General features: G+C 71.5%; 16 protein-coding genes. 13 read left to right on the top strand and 3 right to left on the bottom strand.

What is annotated here, in order from left to right:
• Positions 1–67 precede the first annotated feature (67 nt).
• Together CG723_RS32290 and CG723_RS32285 are read left to right on the top strand one after the other, a co-directional pair.
• A complete protein-coding gene (locus tag CG723_RS32290) occupies positions 68–586 on the top strand; it encodes an RNA polymerase sigma factor (protein WP_100597039.1) in 519 nt (172 codons plus the stop codon).
• Positions 587–623: 37 nt separating this feature from the next.
• Positions 624–1121 (top strand): GNAT family N-acetyltransferase, encoded by a 498-nt coding sequence (locus CG723_RS32285; RefSeq protein ID WP_100597038.1) that lies wholly within the window; start codon positions 624–626, stop codon positions 1119–1121.
• A 30-nt stretch (positions 1122–1151) separates the two neighbouring features.
• Here CG723_RS32285 and CG723_RS32280 read toward each other — a convergent pair whose 3' ends face one another.
• Positions 1152–1577, bottom strand: coding sequence for a hypothetical protein (locus CG723_RS32280; RefSeq protein ID WP_100597131.1), 426 nt, complete (start codon positions 1575–1577; stop codon positions 1152–1154).
• 7 nt (positions 1578–1584) lie between these two features.
• Entirely contained in the window at positions 1585–1944 is a 360-nt protein-coding gene (locus CG723_RS32275) for a hypothetical protein (RefSeq protein WP_100597037.1), read from the bottom strand.
• Positions 1945–2484: 540 nt separating this feature from the next.
• Between CG723_RS32275 and CG723_RS32270 the strand changes: the two genes are divergently transcribed.
• From CG723_RS32270 to CG723_RS32230, 9 genes are all read left to right on the top strand, one after another.
• Positions 2485–3531, top strand: coding sequence for a methionine ABC transporter ATP-binding protein (locus tag CG723_RS32270; protein ID WP_199841982.1), 1047 nt, complete (start codon positions 2485–2487; stop codon positions 3529–3531).
• A complete protein-coding gene (locus CG723_RS32265) occupies positions 3528–4280 on the top strand; it encodes a methionine ABC transporter permease (protein ID WP_100597035.1) in 753 nt (250 codons plus the stop codon). The genes CG723_RS32270 and CG723_RS32265 overlap by 4 nt, the downstream gene beginning before the upstream one ends.
• Before the next feature lie 72 nt (positions 4281–4352).
• Positions 4353–5183, top strand: coding sequence for a MetQ/NlpA family ABC transporter substrate-binding protein (locus tag CG723_RS32260; protein ID WP_100597034.1), 831 nt, complete (start codon positions 4353–4355; stop codon positions 5181–5183).
• Positions 5184–5191: 8 nt separating this feature from the next.
• Complete coding sequence (locus CG723_RS32255) at positions 5192–6025, top strand: MetQ/NlpA family ABC transporter substrate-binding protein (protein ID WP_100597033.1); 834 nt, start codon at positions 5192–5194, stop codon at positions 6023–6025.
• A gap of 130 nt (positions 6026–6155) precedes the next feature.
• Positions 6156–6803: a GNAT family N-acetyltransferase gene (locus tag CG723_RS32250; protein ID WP_100597032.1), complete on the top strand. Its 648-nt coding sequence runs from the start codon at positions 6156–6158 to the stop codon at positions 6801–6803.
• Positions 6804–6883: 80 nt separating this feature from the next.
• A complete protein-coding gene (cbiE, locus tag CG723_RS32245; protein WP_100597031.1) occupies positions 6884–8095 on the top strand; it encodes a precorrin-6y C5,15-methyltransferase (decarboxylating) subunit CbiE in 1212 nt (403 codons plus the stop codon).
• A 355-nt stretch (positions 8096–8450) separates the two neighbouring features.
• Positions 8451–11900 carry a nicotinate-nucleotide--dimethylbenzimidazole phosphoribosyltransferase gene (cobT, locus tag CG723_RS32240; RefSeq protein WP_100597030.1) on the top strand — a complete coding sequence of 1150 codons (3450 nt, stop codon included), beginning with the start codon at positions 8451–8453 and terminating at the stop codon, positions 11898–11900.
• A gap of 167 nt (positions 11901–12067) precedes the next feature.
• On the top strand, positions 12068–13303 hold the full coding sequence (gene cobA, locus CG723_RS32235) for a uroporphyrinogen-III C-methyltransferase (protein ID WP_100597029.1): 1236 nt from the start codon (positions 12068–12070) through the stop codon (positions 13301–13303).
• Between the two features lie 88 nt (positions 13304–13391).
• On the top strand, positions 13392–14219 hold the full coding sequence (locus CG723_RS32230; protein WP_100597028.1) for a TrmH family RNA methyltransferase: 828 nt from the start codon (positions 13392–13394) through the stop codon (positions 14217–14219).
• 10 nt (positions 14220–14229) lie between these two features.
• On the opposite strand, the gene CG723_RS32225 is transcribed toward CG723_RS32230, so the two are convergent.
• Positions 14230–15495, bottom strand: coding sequence for a serine/threonine-protein kinase (locus tag CG723_RS32225; protein ID WP_100597027.1), 1266 nt, complete (start codon positions 15493–15495; stop codon positions 14230–14232).
• 196 nt (positions 15496–15691) lie between these two features.
• Here CG723_RS32225 and CG723_RS32220 point away from each other — a divergent pair, with 196 nt between their 5' ends.
• Positions 15692–15979, top strand: coding sequence for a hypothetical protein (locus CG723_RS32220; RefSeq protein ID WP_100597026.1), 288 nt, complete (start codon positions 15692–15694; stop codon positions 15977–15979).
• Between the two features lie 197 nt (positions 15980–16176).
• Positions 16177–16383, top strand: a complete 207-nt coding sequence (locus tag CG723_RS32215) for a hypothetical protein (protein ID WP_100597025.1) — start codon at positions 16177–16179, stop codon at positions 16381–16383.
• Positions 16384–16498 lie beyond the last annotated feature (115 nt).

The following is a 16498-nucleotide window of genomic DNA, read 5'->3' as shown; positions in this document are numbered from 1 at the left end:
GCCCCGGTTGGGGTGACGCGCGGCCGCCCCGGCAACCGCACGTCCGGGCGGCCGCGTCCCGCCCGGCATGACGTACGACCTGGTCATCGACGCCCTGCGCCCACTCATCGCCGCCGAGGTCTCGGCGGAGACCGCTGACGGCGCGGGCGAACCCGGCGACCTCGAACAGGCAGTCTGGCTGCGCCTGCTGGAGCGCATCGACACCGACGGCCCACCCGCCGACCCAGCGGCCTGGCTCACCGCCGCCGTCAGATCCGAGGCGCGCCGCACCCGCCACGCCGCGCTGCGCGAGATCCCGTACGTCACGGAGCCCGCCGACGACTTCGAACACGGCCCGGAACAGCGGGCGCTGGCCGGCGACCGCCACCGCGCGCTGCACGCCGCCGTGCGCAGACTGCCCGGGCGCTGCCCCCGCGTCGTGGCCGCTCTCCTGTCACCACAGGACCTCACCTACCGTGAGATCGCAGGGGAGTTGGGTATCTCACAGGGCAGCCTCGGTCCGGAACGTTCCAGATGTCTGGGATGCCTGCGCAGAATGCTGGCAGCAGAGGTTGCGGCTCCTGAACCCTGGGGAAAGGAGCGATAGACAACCGGCGGAGCAGGTGAGCGGGAGGCATGCACACATGGGCATGAGCGTGATCATCTCTGCGGCGACCGAGCAGGACGCCGAGAAGATCCTCAAACTTCAGTACCTGTGCTACCAGAGCGAGGCCGAGCTCTACGGCGACTACTCCATCGAACCGCTGACGGAACCGCTCGCCTCGGTCAGGGCCGAACTCGCGGGCGGCACGGTCCTGGTGGCCCGGCTCGGGGAGGAAGTCGTGGCCGCGGTGCGGGGCGCCGTGGATGCGGACGGCACGGCCCGGATAGGCAAGCTCGTCGTGCACCCGCGCATGCAGCGCCACGGCCTGGGTGGACGGCTCCTCGACGCCGTCGAGGCGAAGCTCGGCGTCGACGGCGCCGCCAAGCGCTTCCAGCTGTTCACCGGCCACCGCAGCGAGCACAACCTGCGGCTCTACCGGAAGCACGGCTACGCGGCCGTGTCCACGAAGCGCGTCGACGAGCGGCTCACCGTGGTGACGCTCACCAAGGAGGCGGAAGCGGGCGCCTTCGTCGCCTAGTTGCTGTCGCCCGGTTCCTGTCGGCAGGCGCTAGCGCGTAGCCCGGCGCGCCTTGTTGAGCCAGAACATCGCGGTCACCGGGAGCAGTACCGGAATGAACAGATAGCCCATGCCGTAGTCCGACCAGACCGTGGCGTCCGGGAACGCCGACGGGTCCGCCAGCGTCCAGGTCCCCACGGTCAGTACGCCCACGAGCTCGGCGGCGCAGCACACCAGCGCCGCCTTGCGGGCCTTCTCCCCGCCGCGCACGAGCGAGTACGTGATGAAGCCGTACACGATGCCCGCGAGCGCCGACAGCGAGTAGGCGAGCGGCGCGTGGTCGAACTCCGTGGAGATCTGGACGGCCGAGCGCGAGACCGCGCCGACCACCATCACGCCGTACAGCCACACCAGCAGCGTGCCGGGGCCGCTGGTCAGTTTCTGCGGCTTGCCGCCGCTCTCGCTCTGTGAGGTCACGGACACCTCAGCCTCCCCAGATGTCGTAGAGCCGCACTTGCAGGACGGCCAGCACGATGCCGCCGGCCGCCACCGTCACCGAACCCCAGCGGGTGCGCTCGGCGAGCGACATGAAGCCGGCCGCCGGGATGCACGCGAACGCGCCGATCAGGTAGGCCACGAAGATCGTCGTGCCCTGGTCGGGCTTCTCGCCGCGTGCCAGGTGCACGATGCCGACGATCAGCTGGACCGTGGCGAGCAGCGACACCACCGCCATGCCGATGAAGTGCCAGTCCTTGGTCGGCTGGTCGCGGTAGGCGGCGAAGCCGCACCAGGCGGCGAGCGCGAGCGCGGCAACAGCGGTCGCGACCGTCAGGGCATCAAGCATGCCGAGACCCTATTACGGCCGAAAAGGCCCGGTGCGCGCGGCCCCGCCACCGTGGCGTTGGCCACAGCGCGCCGGGTTCCGGGCCCGGCTCGTACGAGGGCGGGAACCACCTCCTGCCCCTGTCCGCACTGGCCGCACGGGGTACCGGGTGCGGCTCGGACCGGGGCGGGCACCGTCCAGGGCTGTCCGCTATTCGGACAGCGGTTCGGGGATCCCGGCGCACTTCTGCTTTACTTTTCGCATGACCACGACGAGCAGCCGCACCCTTGCGACCGAGGCGACGATGACGCCCGGTGCTCGTTGTATGTGTCGAATGTGCGCCTTCTGAGGGCCCCCGCACCGCCTGTTTCTCGCGCCCCGAAGCGAAACGCCGTGCCCAGTACGTACTTACGCCGTACGTGACCGGGCCGCCCCGCGCACAGTCTCCCCCCGGTTCCACCGCCACAGCGAGAACCGTGCTGCGTCCAGGCCGATCCCGACCATGAATGCCCGCCGCAGGCGCTCACCCGCGCCGCGCAATCGACAGTGACGGAATCCCACGTGATCACCACCCAGGGCCTCACCAAGGTCTACCGCTCGCGCGGTCGAGAGGTCACCGCCCTCGACGGCGTCGATCTGCACGTCCGCGAGGGCGAGGTGTACGGCGTCATCGGCCAGTCCGGCGCCGGCAAGTCCTCGCTCATCCGCTGCGTCAACCTCCTGGAGCGTCCCACCTCCGGCACGGTGACGGTCGCCGGTCAGGACCTCACCGCCCTCGTCGGCCGCGGCTCCCGCGCCGGCAAGGAGCTGCGCGAGGCACGCAGCCGCATCGGCATGGTCTTCCAGCACTTCAACCTGCTGTCCTCGCGCACCGTCCAGGACAACATCGAGCTGCCGCTCGAAATCCTCGGCAAGTCGGGGAAAGAGCGGTCCCGCAAGGCGCTGGAGCTCCTCGACCTGGTCGGCCTCGCCGACAAGGCCAAGTCCTACCCGGCCCAGCTCTCCGGCGGCCAGAAGCAGCGCGTCGGCATCGCCCGCGCCCTGGCCGGCGACCCGAAGGTGCTGCTCTCCGACGAGGCCACCAGCGCCCTCGACCCCGAGACCACCCGCTCCATCCTCCAGCTCCTGCGCGACCTCAACCAGCAGCTCGGCCTGACCGTCCTGCTCATCACGCACGAGATGGACGTCGTCAAGACGGTCTGCGACTCCGCCGCTCTCATGGAGCGCGGACAGATCGTCGAGTCCGGCACGGTCAGTGAGCTCCTCGCCACTCCGGGATCCGAGCTCGCCGCCGCGCTCTTCCCGGTGAGCGGCGACGCCAGCGGCGCGGACCGCACGGTCATCGACGTCACCTTCCACGGCGAGTCGACGACCCAGCCGGTCATCTCCCAGATGTCGCGCACGTACAACATCGACATCTCGATCCTCGGCGCCGCTATGGACACCGTCGCCGGCAAGCAGGTCGGCCGCATGCGTATCGAGCTGCCCGGCCGCTTCGACGAGAACGTCGTGCCGATCGGCTTCCTGCGCGAGCAGGGCCTCCAGGTCGAGATCCACGGACATCAGGGCGGCGCGCCCGTACTGCTGAAGGAAGGTGTCACCAAGTGACCTGGTCGGAGATGCAGCCGCTGCTGTCCCAGGCATGTTGGGACACCCTCTACATGGTCGGCTGGTCCACGCTGATCGCCGTCGTCGCGGGCCTGCCCCTCGGCGTCCTGCTGGTCCTCACGGACCGCGGCGGTCTGCTGCAGAACGCCGTGGTGAACAAGGTCATCGGGCAGATCGTGAACATCGTCCGCTCGATGCCCTTCCTCATCCTGATGGTCGCCCTGATGGGCTTCACCCGCTGGATCGTCGGCACCACCATCGGCCGTGAGGCCGCCATCGTGCCGCTGGCGATCGGCGCCATCCCGTTCTTCGCGCGGCTCGTCGAGACCTCCGTACGCGAGGTGGACGGCGGGCTGATCGAGGCCGTGCAGTCGATGGGCGGCAACACCTGGACCGTGGTCCGCAAGGTCCTCGTGCCCGAGTCGCTGCCGTCGCTGATCTCGGCCACCACCACGACGATCATCGCGATCATCGGCTACTCCGCGATGGCCGGCACGGTCGGCGCGGGCGGCCTCGGCGACCTCGCGATCCGCTACGGCTACCAGCGCTTCGAGGCCGAGCTGATGTGGATCATCGTGGCGGTCCTCGCCGTCACCATCGCCGTCATCCAGTTCGCGGGCGACAGCGGAGCCCGCGTCCTGCACCGCCGGGCAGGCAAGGGCGGCGAACCGCTCCGCTTCCGCGCCTTCACGGGCCTGCTGCCCGGCGGCCCCGTCACCGCGGACGCCACCCCGGCCAAGACCCGCTGACCCGCTGACCGCTGTCCCTGTCTCCCCGTCCCACCCGGCGGGTTGCACCACCCATGGAGAAAGGCACTTTTCGTGCGTAACACCACCAAGATCACCGCTGCTGTCCTCGCCACCGGCGCCCTCACCCTGGGCCTGACCGCCTGCGGCTCCGACAAGGGCGACACGAAGGCCAAGGCGTCCGACCCGCTGGTCGTCGCCGCGACGCCCGTCCCGCACGCCGAGATCCTCGAGTACGTGAAGGACCACCTGGCGAAGAAGGCCGGCCTCAACCTCGAGGTCAAGGAGTTCACCGACTACGTCACGCCGAACACGGCGACCGAGGACGGGTCGGTGGACGCCAACTACTTCCAGACCCAGCCGTACCTGGAAGACTTCAACAAGAAGAACGCCACGCACCTCGAGTCGGTCGCCACGGTCCACCTCGAGCCGCTCGGCCTCTACTCCCAGAAGGCCAAGAAGCTCGGCGACCTGAAGAAGGGCGGCACCATCGCCCTCCCGAACGACGCCGACAACGAGAGCCGCGCCCTGCGCTTCCTCGCCGCCAACAAGCTCATCACGCTCAAGAGCGGCTCCGAGGCCACCGCGACCCCGCAGGACATCGCGAAGAACCCGAAGGACCTCCAGTTCAAGGAGGTCGAGGCGGCCCAGACCCCGCGCTCCCTGCAGGACGTCGACGCCGCGGTGATCAACGGCAACTACGCGATCGGTGCCCACCTCAACCCCGCCAAGGACTCCCTCGCCCTGGAGTCCACGAAGAACAACGCGTACAACAACGTCCTCGCCGTGAAGAAGGGCAACGAGGACGACCCGCGAGTGGAGAAGCTCGCGAAGCTGCTGACGTCGCCCGAGGTGAAGAAGTTCATCGAGGACAAGTACGCCGGCTCCGTCCTTCCCTCCTTCTGATCGCCGCGATGCGCACCGCCACGATTCCCGCCGCCGTCATCGCCGGAGCCCTCGCGCTCGGCCTGACGGCCTGCGGGTCCGGCGACTCGGGGTCCGGCTCCGGCGACACGAGCGGCAAGCTCGTCGTCGGCGCCACCCCGACGCCGGCCGGTGAAGTCCTCACGTACGTACAGCAGCACCTGGCGAAGAAGGCCGGACTCGACCTGGAGATCAAGGAGTTCACGGACTACGTCCTGCCGGACACCTCTCTCCAGGACGGCTCCCTCGACGCCAACCTGTACCAGCACAAGCCCTACCTGGACGACTTCAACAAGTCCAAGGGCACCACCTTGAGCGCGGTCACCGAGGTGTACCTGCCGCCCATGGGGGTCTACTCCAAGAAGGTCGACGACGTCACGAAGCTCCGCAACGGAGCGACCGTGGCACTGCCGAACGACACCACCAACGAGGGCAGGGCGCTCGAACTCCTCGCCTCCAAGGGCGTCATCGGGCTCAAGAAGGGCGCCGGCGCGAACGCGAGCCCGCAGGACATCGCGTCCAACCCGAAGAAGCTCGTCTTCAAGGAGCTCGAACCGGCCCAGCTGCCGCGCTCGTTGGCCGACGTCGACGCGGCCGTCATCAACAACAACTACGCGCTCGACGCGAAGTTGAGCCCCAAGAAGGACGCCATCCTCGTGGAGTCCGTGAAGGGCAACCCGTACAACAACGTCCTCGCCGTCAAGAAGGGCAACGAGGACGACCCCCGGGTCAAAAAGCTTGCCACGCTGCTGACTTCACCCGAGGTGAAGAAGTTCATCGAGGACAGGTACCAGGGCTCGGTACTTCCGGTCACCGCCGGCTGACACCACCCGCAGCGACCGCACCTACACGGGGTCCTCTTCCGCACCGGGAGAGGACCCCGTGGTGCAGTTACGTGCCTTCATGCTGCATGCTGGGCACTTCACCAGGCCATGAAGGTTACGGAGCGGCGCCATGACTACTGGTACTCGGGGCTTCCCGGACATCTCCATCAGCACGGATCGGCTGGTCCTGCGCGCCCTCGAGGAGGACGACGCCCCCGCCCTCGCCGAGATGATGAACGACGAGATGGTCGCCGCCTGGACCTCCGTGCCCCAGCCCTTCACCGAGGACCAGGCCCGCACCTGGATCACTCAGTACGCCCCCACCGAGCGCATCGCCGGCCGCGGCCTCGACCTGGCCGTCACCGAGTTCCTCACCCAGCGCCTGGTCGGCATCGTCCAGCTCGGCAAGACGAACTGGCACGTGAGCTCCACCGAGCTGTCGTACATCATCGCGCCCTGGGCCCGCGGCGAGGGCTACGCGTCCGAGGCGGCGCTCGCCACCGCCCGCTGGCTCTTCCGCGAGCAGGGCCTCGAGCGCCTGGAGCTGCGCACCGCGGCCGACAACACCGCCTCCCAGCAGGTCGCCCAGAAGATCGGCTGCATCAGCGAGGGCGTCCTGCGCAACGCGTGCATAGCGCGCACCCGTACCGAGGACGGCGGCTGGGAGGACCTGCGGACCGACTTCATCGTGTGGAGCCTGCTGCCCGAGGACCTCGACGGCGTCTCCGACGAGTTCGCCGAAACCAGTGGATACACGTCCTTCTCGGACTGGAACTGACCCCCAAGGTCGCACCCAGGTACACCAGGTACGCTCACCGAGCCCGTTCGACCCGCAAGAACCCCCAGGAGACTGACACGATGGCCGACCGGGTCACGGTGATCGGCTGGGACGGCTCGCCCCTGACCGCGGCGGCACGCTCCGCCCTCGGTGCCGCAACTCTCGTGGCGGGCGCCGGCCACCACCTCGCTCTTCCCGAGGTTCCGGGCCGCGCCGAGCGGATCAGGCTCGGCAGCGTCTCGCTCGCCGCCCGCCGCATCGCCGCCCACCGCGGCACCGCCGTCGTCCTCGCCGACGGAGACCCCGGCTTCTTCGGTGTCGTACGCACGCTGCGCGCGCGCGAGTTCGGCCTCGAGGTCGAAGTGGTCCCCGCCGTCTCCTCCGTGGCACAGGCGTTCGCCCGCGCCGGCATGCCCTGGGACGACGCCCAGGTCGTCGTCGCCCACCGCCGCACCCTGCGCCGCGCCGTCAACGTCTGCCGCGCCCACCCGAAGGTCGCCGTCCTCACCTCGCCCGGAGCCGGCCCCGCCGAGCTCGGACTGCTCCTCGAAGGCGTCCACCGCACCTTCGTCATCTGCGAGGAACTCGGCACCGACCGCGAGCAGGTCACCGTCGTGACCAGCGACAAGGCAGCCGATCACACCTGGCGCGACCCGAACGTCGTCATCGTCATCGGCGGCACCACCGCCCCGTCCGACGAAAGCGCCTGGCTCGCCGGAGGCGCCCCCTCGGCCGGCGTGCGCGGCTGGGCCCTTCCCGCCGCCGAGTACGGCGGCGGCCTCGGCGAGGGCGAGACCGAGCCCCTGCGCGCGGCTCAACTCGCCCGCACCGGACCGCGCGTGGGCGACCTCGTCTGGGACATCGGCTGCGGCAGCGGAGCCTTCACAGCGGAGGCCGCCCGCTTCGGCGCCGCCGTCATCGCCGTCGACCGTGACCCCGACGCCTGCGCCCGCACCCTCGCCACCGCTCGCCGCTTCGGCGTGCAGCCGCAGATCGTGCACGGCACGGCGCCCCACATCCTCGAAGACCTGCCCGAACCCGATGTCGTACGCATCGGGGGCGGGGGAGCGGCCGTCGTCTCCGCCGTCGCCGACCGGCGTCCCGAGCGCATCGTGACGCACGCCGCGACACGCGATGCCGCCGAACTCATCGGCAGGGACCTGACGGAGCACGGCTACCGGGTCGAGTGCTCGCTCCTGCAGTCCGTCGAGCTGGACACTCGCGCCTGGACCGAGAAGGAGCGGACCGTGGGGTTCCTGCTCTCCGGGGAGTTGCCCGACCGCAACCCGTGACCCCGTCGCTCCGGGGCGCGCGGTAGGCTGGCCGATCGTTGTACTGCACCCGGACGTCCGGCTTTCCGTCGGTCAATGTCCGGAAAACGCGCCACTTTTGGGGTACGTGTGGTACGGCAGGACCGGAGGACGCGCAACGTGGCGCAGTCCACAGCGGGCCGTGCCCGATCCAGGTGCGGTGGCAGCCGGCCGACCGGGACAATACCTGTTGTCCTCAGCCGGCTCGTGCCGCACGGCACTCACGCTCGTTCTTCATGACGGGCGGTCGGTGCGCCGCTCCGGTCACTGGGGTCGCATCCCCGGCCGACGGCCGGGGGCTGCCGAAGAAGCACTAACCGATGGGCGAGGGGTACGCATGACCGACACCGGCCAGGTTCCGGGCGAGGGGCTGCCGGAGAACGCAGGCACGGTGGAACAGCCGGGCGTCCCCGCCCCGGGTGCGTACACCTTCCTCGACCCCTCCGAAACCCCCACCGAAGAAGACGATCTGCTGCTGATGCCGGGTTCGCAGGGAGCCTGGGGCGAGCCGCAGGCCGCCCCGATGCCAGCCCCGCACGAGCCGGGCCCGCACGAGACGGCGGGCCGGGACAGTGGCCACGTCGACCTGAACGGCGTCCGAGTGCCGGGGCCCTCGCCCGCCCCGCACCCCGGGCCCGCGCGTCGCCCGCTGCACATGGGCCCGCCGGTGCCGGACGGCACGGGCAGCCCCGTCCGCTCGCTCGCCGACCGCGGCCCCGCGCACACACCGCCGAACCCGATGCCGGTACGTCAGGCGGGCCCGCCCACCACGGAACCCGAGTACCTCGACATCCCGCGCGACGAGACGGGCGCCCCGGCGCCGCAGCTCGGTGAGATCCCGCCGCTGGGTGCCGCTGCCTGGGGCGCACAGCCGCCGCAGCAGGGCTTCGAGGCGCCGGCCGCAGTAGCGGAGACCGCCGCGGAGGCAGCCCCCGACGTCGCAGCAGAAACGGTCGTCCCGGACGCCACTCCTGTCGCACCGGCCGCCCCGACCCAGCAGACCGTCGGCGACGCCCCCGTGTTCGCCCAGGCGCCGCAGCATCCGCAGGACGTGCATGCCGCGCAGGCCGAGCCGGCTGAGCTGACGCCGGAGGCCTTGGCGGCCCCGGAGTTCGCCGCACCCGAGGAGGTGCCGGTGTACGCCGCGGCTCCCGACGGTGGCCTGTTCGCCGAGGAGCAGGCCGCGCCGGCCGAGTACGCCGTCGACTACTCCTCCGCTCCGAACGGTGTGCAGTTCGCGCCGGTCGCGCAGGGCCCCGAGGGCGCCCAGTTCGCGGTGCAGCCCGAGCCGGTGGCTGCCTATGCAGGGCACCAGCGCGTGGCCGCGCACCCCGGTGAGCTGCCCCTCGACCCGCACTCCGGCCAGTTCGCCATGGCGCCCGAGGCGGTCCAGGGCCAGCACTTCCCGCAGGCGCCCGCCGAGGGCCAGGCGGACCAGGCGCCGCAGCCGCTCGGCCAGTTCGTGCCCGTCGAGGGGAACATCCCCACCACGCCGCACCTGGCGCCGACGCCGCCGCAGCACATGGTCGTGCCGCCGCTGCCCGAGCCCGCGGCCGAGCTGCCCGAACCGGCGGCGCCCGCCGCCCCGGCCCCCGTCCTCATCGACGAGACCCCCGAAACACCCGCCGCGGACCAGGTCCCCCAAGCGCAAGAAGCACACGAAGTCCACGTGGTACCCGAGACACACGAAGCGCACGCGATGAACGACGCGGCGCACGCGATGAACGAAGCGCACGCGATGAACGAGCCGCAGCTGACGCACGAGACCGCTGCCATCCCCGAGGCCACCGAGCTCTCCGGGACCGCTGAGGCGCCCGAGGCGCCCGCCGAGCCCTCGCCCGTACTCGCCGAGACCCCCGTCCCGGCCGAAGCGGACGCGGCGGAGCGGGAGATCGCTCCCGAAGCCGCCGAGCCCGTCACCGCCGAGGCGGAGCAGGCGCTCGCAGTGTCTGAGCCGGAAACCCTCGTCCCCGCCCCCCGCGAGTCCGAGCCCGCCATCCAGGACATGGCGGACGCGGCCCCCGAGACGCTGGCCCCGGCCGACGACCTCGCGGGCCCGGCCGCTCCCGGCTACGACGAGGCCGAGCGCGAGGCCGTCCTGCGCGTCATGCGCGAGCGCCGCGACATCCGTAACGGCTTCCGCAGCGACCCGATCCCGCACGACGTGCTGCTCCGCGTCCTGGAGGCCGCGCACACGGCGCCTTCCGTCGGCCACTCGCAGCCCTGGGACTTCGTCGTCATCCGCTCCGCGGAGACCCGGCGCACGATGCACGAACTGGCCATGCGCCAGAAGGACGCGTACGCCAAGTCCCTGCCCAAGGGCCGTGCGAAGCAGTTCAAGGAACTGAAGATCGAGGCCATCCTCGACACCCCGGTGAACATCGTCGTCACCGCCGACCCGACGCGCGGCGGCCGCCACACCCTCGGCCGCCACACGCAGCCGCAGATGGCCCCGTACTCCTCCGCGCTCGCGGTCGAGAACCTGTGGCTCGCGGCCCGCGCCGAGGGCCTCGGCGTCGGCTGGGTCAGCTTCTTCGACGAGCGCGAGATGGTCCGCACCCTCGGCCTGCCCGACCACCTCGAGGTCGTCGCCTACCTCTGCGTGGGCTACGTCGACGAGTTCCCGGACGAGCCCGAGCTGATGCAGGCCGGCTGGTCCAAGCGCCGCCCGCTGTCGTGGGTCGTCCACGAGGAGACGTACGGCCGCCGCGCCCTGCCCGGCGAGGACCCGCACGACCTGCTCGCCGAGACCGTCTCCAACATCCGCCCGCTGGACGCCAAGGCGCTCGGCGAGGCGTGGGAGCGGCAGAAGCGGATGACGAAGCCCGCCGGTGCGCTCGGCATGCTGGAGATCATCTCTGCCCAGCTCTCCGGCCTGTCCCGGATGTGCCCGCCCCCGATCCCGGAGCCCGCGGCCGTCGCGATCTTCGCGGGTGACCACGGCGTGCACGCCCAGGGCGTCACCCCGTGGCCGCAGGAGGTCACGGCCCAGATGGTCGCCAACTTCCTCGGCGGCGGCGCGGTCTGCAACGCGTTCGCGAACCAGGTCGGCGCCGAGGTCTGCGTCATCGACGTGGGCGTGGCGAGCGAACTCCCGGCCACCCCCGGCCTGCTGCCCCGCAAGGTCCGCGCCGGCACCGCCGACATGACCACCGGTCCCGCCCTCAGCCGCGAAGACGTCAAGGCGGCCATCGAGGTCGGCATCGAGACGGCCCGCGACCTCGTCGCGGCCGGCAACAAGGGGCTCCTCACCGGCGAGATGGGCATCGCCAACACCACGGCGTCGGCCGCCCTGATCTCGGTCTACACGGGCGTCGACCCGTCCGAGGTGACCGGCCGTGGCACGGGCATCAACGACGAGACCCACGCCCGCAAGGTCGAGGTCGTCCGCCGCGCGCTCGACCTGCACCAGCCGGACCCGGCCGACCCGATCGGCGTCCTCGCCGCGGTCGGCGGCCTGGAGCACGCGGCGATGGTCGGCCTCCTCCTGGGCGGCGCGTCGCTGCGGACCCCGGTGATCCTGGACGGCGTCAGCGCCGGAGCGGCCGCCCTGGTCGCCCGCGCCATCGCCCCCGAGGTCCTCGCGGCCTGCATCGCGGGCCACCGCAGCGCGGAGCCCGGCCATGTGGCGGCCCTGAACAAGCTGGGTCTGCGCCCCCTGGTCGACCTGGACCTCCGCCTCGGCGAGGGCACGGGAGCACTCCTCGCCCTGCCGATCGTCCAGAGCGCGGCCCGTGCGATGCACGAGGTGGCGACGTTCGACTCGGCGGGCGTCACGGAGAAGTAGCAGGGCCGAGGGCGGCAGCCCTCAATGCCACAGGGGCGGGCCGGGACAGTGGTCCCGCCCGCCCCGTACGCTGAACCCGCACGTCAAAGGCCCGCTCCAGCGCCGAAGCGAGCCCCGTACAGGCATCACCCGTCACACGCGCCACCCGCACGAGGAGCCGCACGCCCATGGCCGCAGAACACCCCGCGTACCCCGTAGGCCTCCGTCTCACCGGCCGCCGCGTAGTCGTACTCGGCGGCGGCCAGGTGGCCCAGCGCCGCCTCCCGGCCCTCATCGCGGCGGGCGCCGACATCCACCTGGTCTCGCCCACCGCGACACCCTCGGTGGAGGCCATGGCGGACGGCGGTGAACTCACCTGGTCGCGGCGCCCGTACGCGGACGGAGACCTCGCCGACGCCTGGTACGCCCTCATCGCCACCGGCGACCGCACCGCGAACGAGGCGGCCTCTGCCGAGGCCGAGCGCCACCGTGTCTGGTGCGTCCGCTCCGACGACGCCGACGCGGCCACCGCCTGGACGCCGGCCACCGGCCGCTCCGAAGGCGTCACGGTCGCCGTCCTGACCACCGACGCCGCCGGCCGCGACCCCCGCCACACGGCGGCCGTGCGCGACGCGATCGTCGAGGGCCTGCGCGACGGCACGCTCGTCGCCCCGCACCACCGCAAGCGCACCACCGGCGTCTCCCTGGTCGGCGGCGGCCCCGGCGACCCCGACCTGATCACGGTCCGCGGCCGTCGCCTCCTCGCCGAGGCGGACGTCGTCATCGCGGACCGGCTCGGCCCCCGCGACCTGCTCGACGAACTCCCGCCGCACGTCGAGGTGATCGACGCGGCGAAGATCCCGTACGGCCGCTACATGGCCCAGGAGGCCATCAACAACGCGCTCATCGAGCACGCCAAGCAGGGCAAGGCCGTCGTACGCCTCAAGGGCGGCGACCCGTACGTCTTCGGCCGCGGCATGGAAGAGGCCATCGCGCTGGAGGCCGAGGGCATCCCGTACACGGTCGTCCCCGGCATCTCCAGCTCGATCTCCGTGCCCGGCGCGGCCGGCATCCCGGTCACCCACCGCGGCGTCGCTCATGAGTTCACCGTGGTCAGCGGCCATGTCGCGCCCGACGACGAGCGCTCGCTCGTCGACTGGCCCGCACTCGCCAAGCTGCGCGGCACCCTCGTCGTCCTGATGGGCGTCGACAAGATCGGCAGGATCGCCGAGACCCTCATCGCGCACGGCAAGTCCGCGCAGACGCCGGTCGCCCTGGTCCAGGAGGGCACCACGGCCGCCCAGCGCCGCGTGGACGCGACCCTGGAGACCGTCGAGGACGCCGTCCGCACCCACGAGGTGCGGCCCCCGGCCGTCATCGTCATCGGCGACGTCGTCGCGGTGGGCCCGCAGCACACCGCGTGACCCGTCACCAACCCCCACACGTAACCAGCGGTAACAGAACTCGCTCCGAGCCGTTGGCACCGCACCCAGGACAAGGCAGTATCAACCTGTGGCTGAAGCTCAAGGTCTCATCACCATCGAAGATCCCGACGACCCGCGCCTGCGCGACTACACGGGCCTGACCGACGTCGAGCTCCGCCGCAGGCGCGAGCCCGCCGAGGGCCTGTTCATCGCCGAGGGCGAGAAGGTGATCAGACGGGCCAAGCAGGCCGGGTACGAGATGCGCTCCATGCTGCTCTCGGCCAAGTGGGTCGACGTCATGCGCGACGTCATCGACGAGGTCCCGGCCCCGGTCTACGCCGTGAGCCCGGACCTCGCCGAACGTGTCACCGGCTACCACGTGCACCGCGGTGCTCTCGCCTCGATGCAGCGCAAGCCGCTCCCGACCGCCGACGAACTCCTCGCCACGCAGCGCCGCGTCGTCGTCATGGAAGCGGTGAACGACCACACGAACATCGGCGCCATCTTCCGCAGCGCGGCAGCGCTCGGCATGGATGCGGTCCTGCTCTCCCCGGACTGCGCCGACCCGCTCTACCGCCGCTCGGTGAAGGTCTCCATGGGCGCGGTCTTCTCCGTCCCGTACGCGCGCCTCGAATCCTGGCCCAAGTCCCTGGAGTCGGTGCGCGAGGCGGGCTTCAGCCTGCTCGCGCTCACCCCCGACGAGAAGGCGAAGAGTCTCGACGAGGTGGCCCCGCACAAGATGGACCGCGTGGCCCTGATGCTCGGTGCCGAGGGCGACGGCCTCTCCACCCAGGCCCTGGTCGCCGCCGACGAATGGGTCCGCATCCCGATGGCCCACGGCGTCGACTCGCTCAACGTGGGAGCGGCGGCCGCCGTCGCGTTCTACGCGGTGGCCACCGGCCGCCCCCAGTCCTGACCTCGGAACCTCAGAGGTAGGGACGGGGCAGGGTCTCCTGCGCGTGCACGCCGTCGCGCGGCTCGCCGAGCCCGCGCGACGGCCCCTGACAGCCCTGCGCGGCCGCGATCGCCAGCGCCACGAGCAGCGTCACCACCACGAACACGAACAACCGCTGGCGCAGCAGCCGCGGATTGGCGGGCCGGCGCTTCCCGGTCCCCGTCGTACGCGGCCCCTGCCGCCCGCCGTTGCTGCGGGGCGCGGGGCGCGAGCCCGAACGCGTCGTGTTGCGGGGCGTACCCGGGCGCGTGTTGCTGCCGGTCCGTGAGGAACCGTTGCTCGGCCGCGGCGGGGGAGTGCCCTGTGGTGCCCGGCGCTGCGTGCGCTGCTCCGCGTACTGCTCGGCGAGCCGCCCCGTGGGCCGGTCGGTGTCGGCGCGCGGGGCGGGCGGCCTGGCGTCGCCGAGGCCATGCGCCTCGCGGGCCGCGATCTCCTTGAGCCGCAGCGACAGTTGAAGCGTGCTGGGCCGCTCCCCGGGATCCTTGGCGAGGCACGCCCGGATCAGCGGGGACAACGCGTCCGGTACGCCGTGCAGCTGGGCCTCCTCGTGCACGACCCGGTACAGCATCACTTCGGAACTGCCTTGCCCGAAGGGCGAGTCGGCCATCGCGGCGTAGGCGAGGGTGGCGCCGAGCGCGAAGACGTCCGTGGCGGGCGTGACGGCCGCGCCCCGCACCTGCTCGGGAGCGAGGAACCCGGGGGAGCCGACCGCCGTCCCGACATGGGTGAGCGTGGAGGCGCCGGTCGCCCAGGCGATGCCGAAGTCGATGATGCGCGGGCCCTTGGGCGACAGCAGGATGTTCGACGGCTTGAGGTCGCGGTGCACGACTCCCGCCTCGTGCACGGCGACGAGCCCCTCGGAGAGCGCCGCACCGACCGAGGCCACGTCGGAGGCGGCCAGCGGCCCCTCCTCCGCGACCTTGTCGTGCAACGAGGGCCCGGGAACGTACTGGGTGGCGAACCACGGCTTGTCGGTGTCGAGATCGGCCGCGACCAGGCGAGCCGTGCAGCCACCCCTGATCCTGCGGGCCGCGGAGACCTCACGCGCGAAGCGCGACCTGAACTCCTGGTCCTCCGCCAGATCGGGCCGGATCACCTTCAACGCGACTCGCTGGCCACGGCGGTCGGAGCCCAGATAGACGACGCCCATCCCGCCCGCGCCGAGCCGCCGGTGAATCCTGAACGAGCCGACGACACGCGGGTCCTCGCGCCTCAGGCGCATCATCGCCATGTCCATCCCCGCTGCCCGGTCCGTTTGACGAGCGACAGCTTACGTTTCCACGGCCGGGTGCGCGCATAGGCCGCGCCCTCGCGATCCGATCGATTGTCAGTGCCCGGTGGGAAACTTGAGAGGTGATCAGGGAAAGCGGGAGCGGTGCGGCCCGCAGCGGCCCTGATCGCCAACCATCCGTCGTAGAAGGGGGATTGGGCCTGTGAAGGGTGACCGAGTGGAGATAGTCGTGGACGCGGGGGACACGACGCGCACGTACGAGGTGGTGGCGAGCCGGGCGGGCCGCCGGGTCGAGACGGCGGTCCGCAGAGGCGTGGTGGAAGTGAGCGAAGTCACCCGCTCCGGCTCTGTCGTACGTACGGCACGTTTCATGGCGACCCGGGTGCTCGCCCTGGTCGAGCAGCCAGTACCCAGGGAGGAGCCCTCGGAGGCGGCGGCCCGCGCCGCACGTCCCCTCCGGGAAGACCCCGAGATCCAGCCCAGGACCTAGGTCCTCTTCTCCACCCAGGGGAGTAGGCGAGGGGGCGGCGGTCATCCTCCGGGAGGCCCGGCAATCGGTACGAGGGCATGACGACCGTGGCTCCCCACGCGCCTAGATTTGAGGTCAAGCGGCGGGTGCAAGCACTCGTCCCCCGAGGTCAGGTACCCGCCGCTGCCAAACCGAAAATCTTGACCGGGAGAGGAACCATGGCGGACACGGCACCGCGGACGATGGTCCGCACGCAGGGACGCAGGGCATTCGCCGCGTTCGGCGGCCGTCGTTCCGAGCGCCGTCACCCCTTGGTGGCGGCGGCCATGGTTCTTCCCCTGGCGGCCCTGCTCGTAGTCGTTTTCGGCGGCTGGGAAGCAGTGGTCACACAAGCGTCGTCCGTGGGCGTGATGCTGGGGCGCTGAGCGGCGCCCCAGGCCCGGAAGAGCGGTCCGGGCGGGGACATCCGGCCATGAAACCCCGTGGGGACGGGGGTGCGGCGGACGGCACATGATGGCCGCGCAGCTGGGGAGCTGCGCG

It is taken from the genome of Streptomyces sp. CB01635 (genome assembly GCF_002803065.1).
GTDB lineage: Bacteria > Actinomycetota > Actinomycetes > Streptomycetales > Streptomycetaceae > Streptomyces.
The sequence above is the reverse complement of the archived record's forward strand: the minus strand, read 5'-3'. Positions and strand labels throughout refer to the sequence as shown.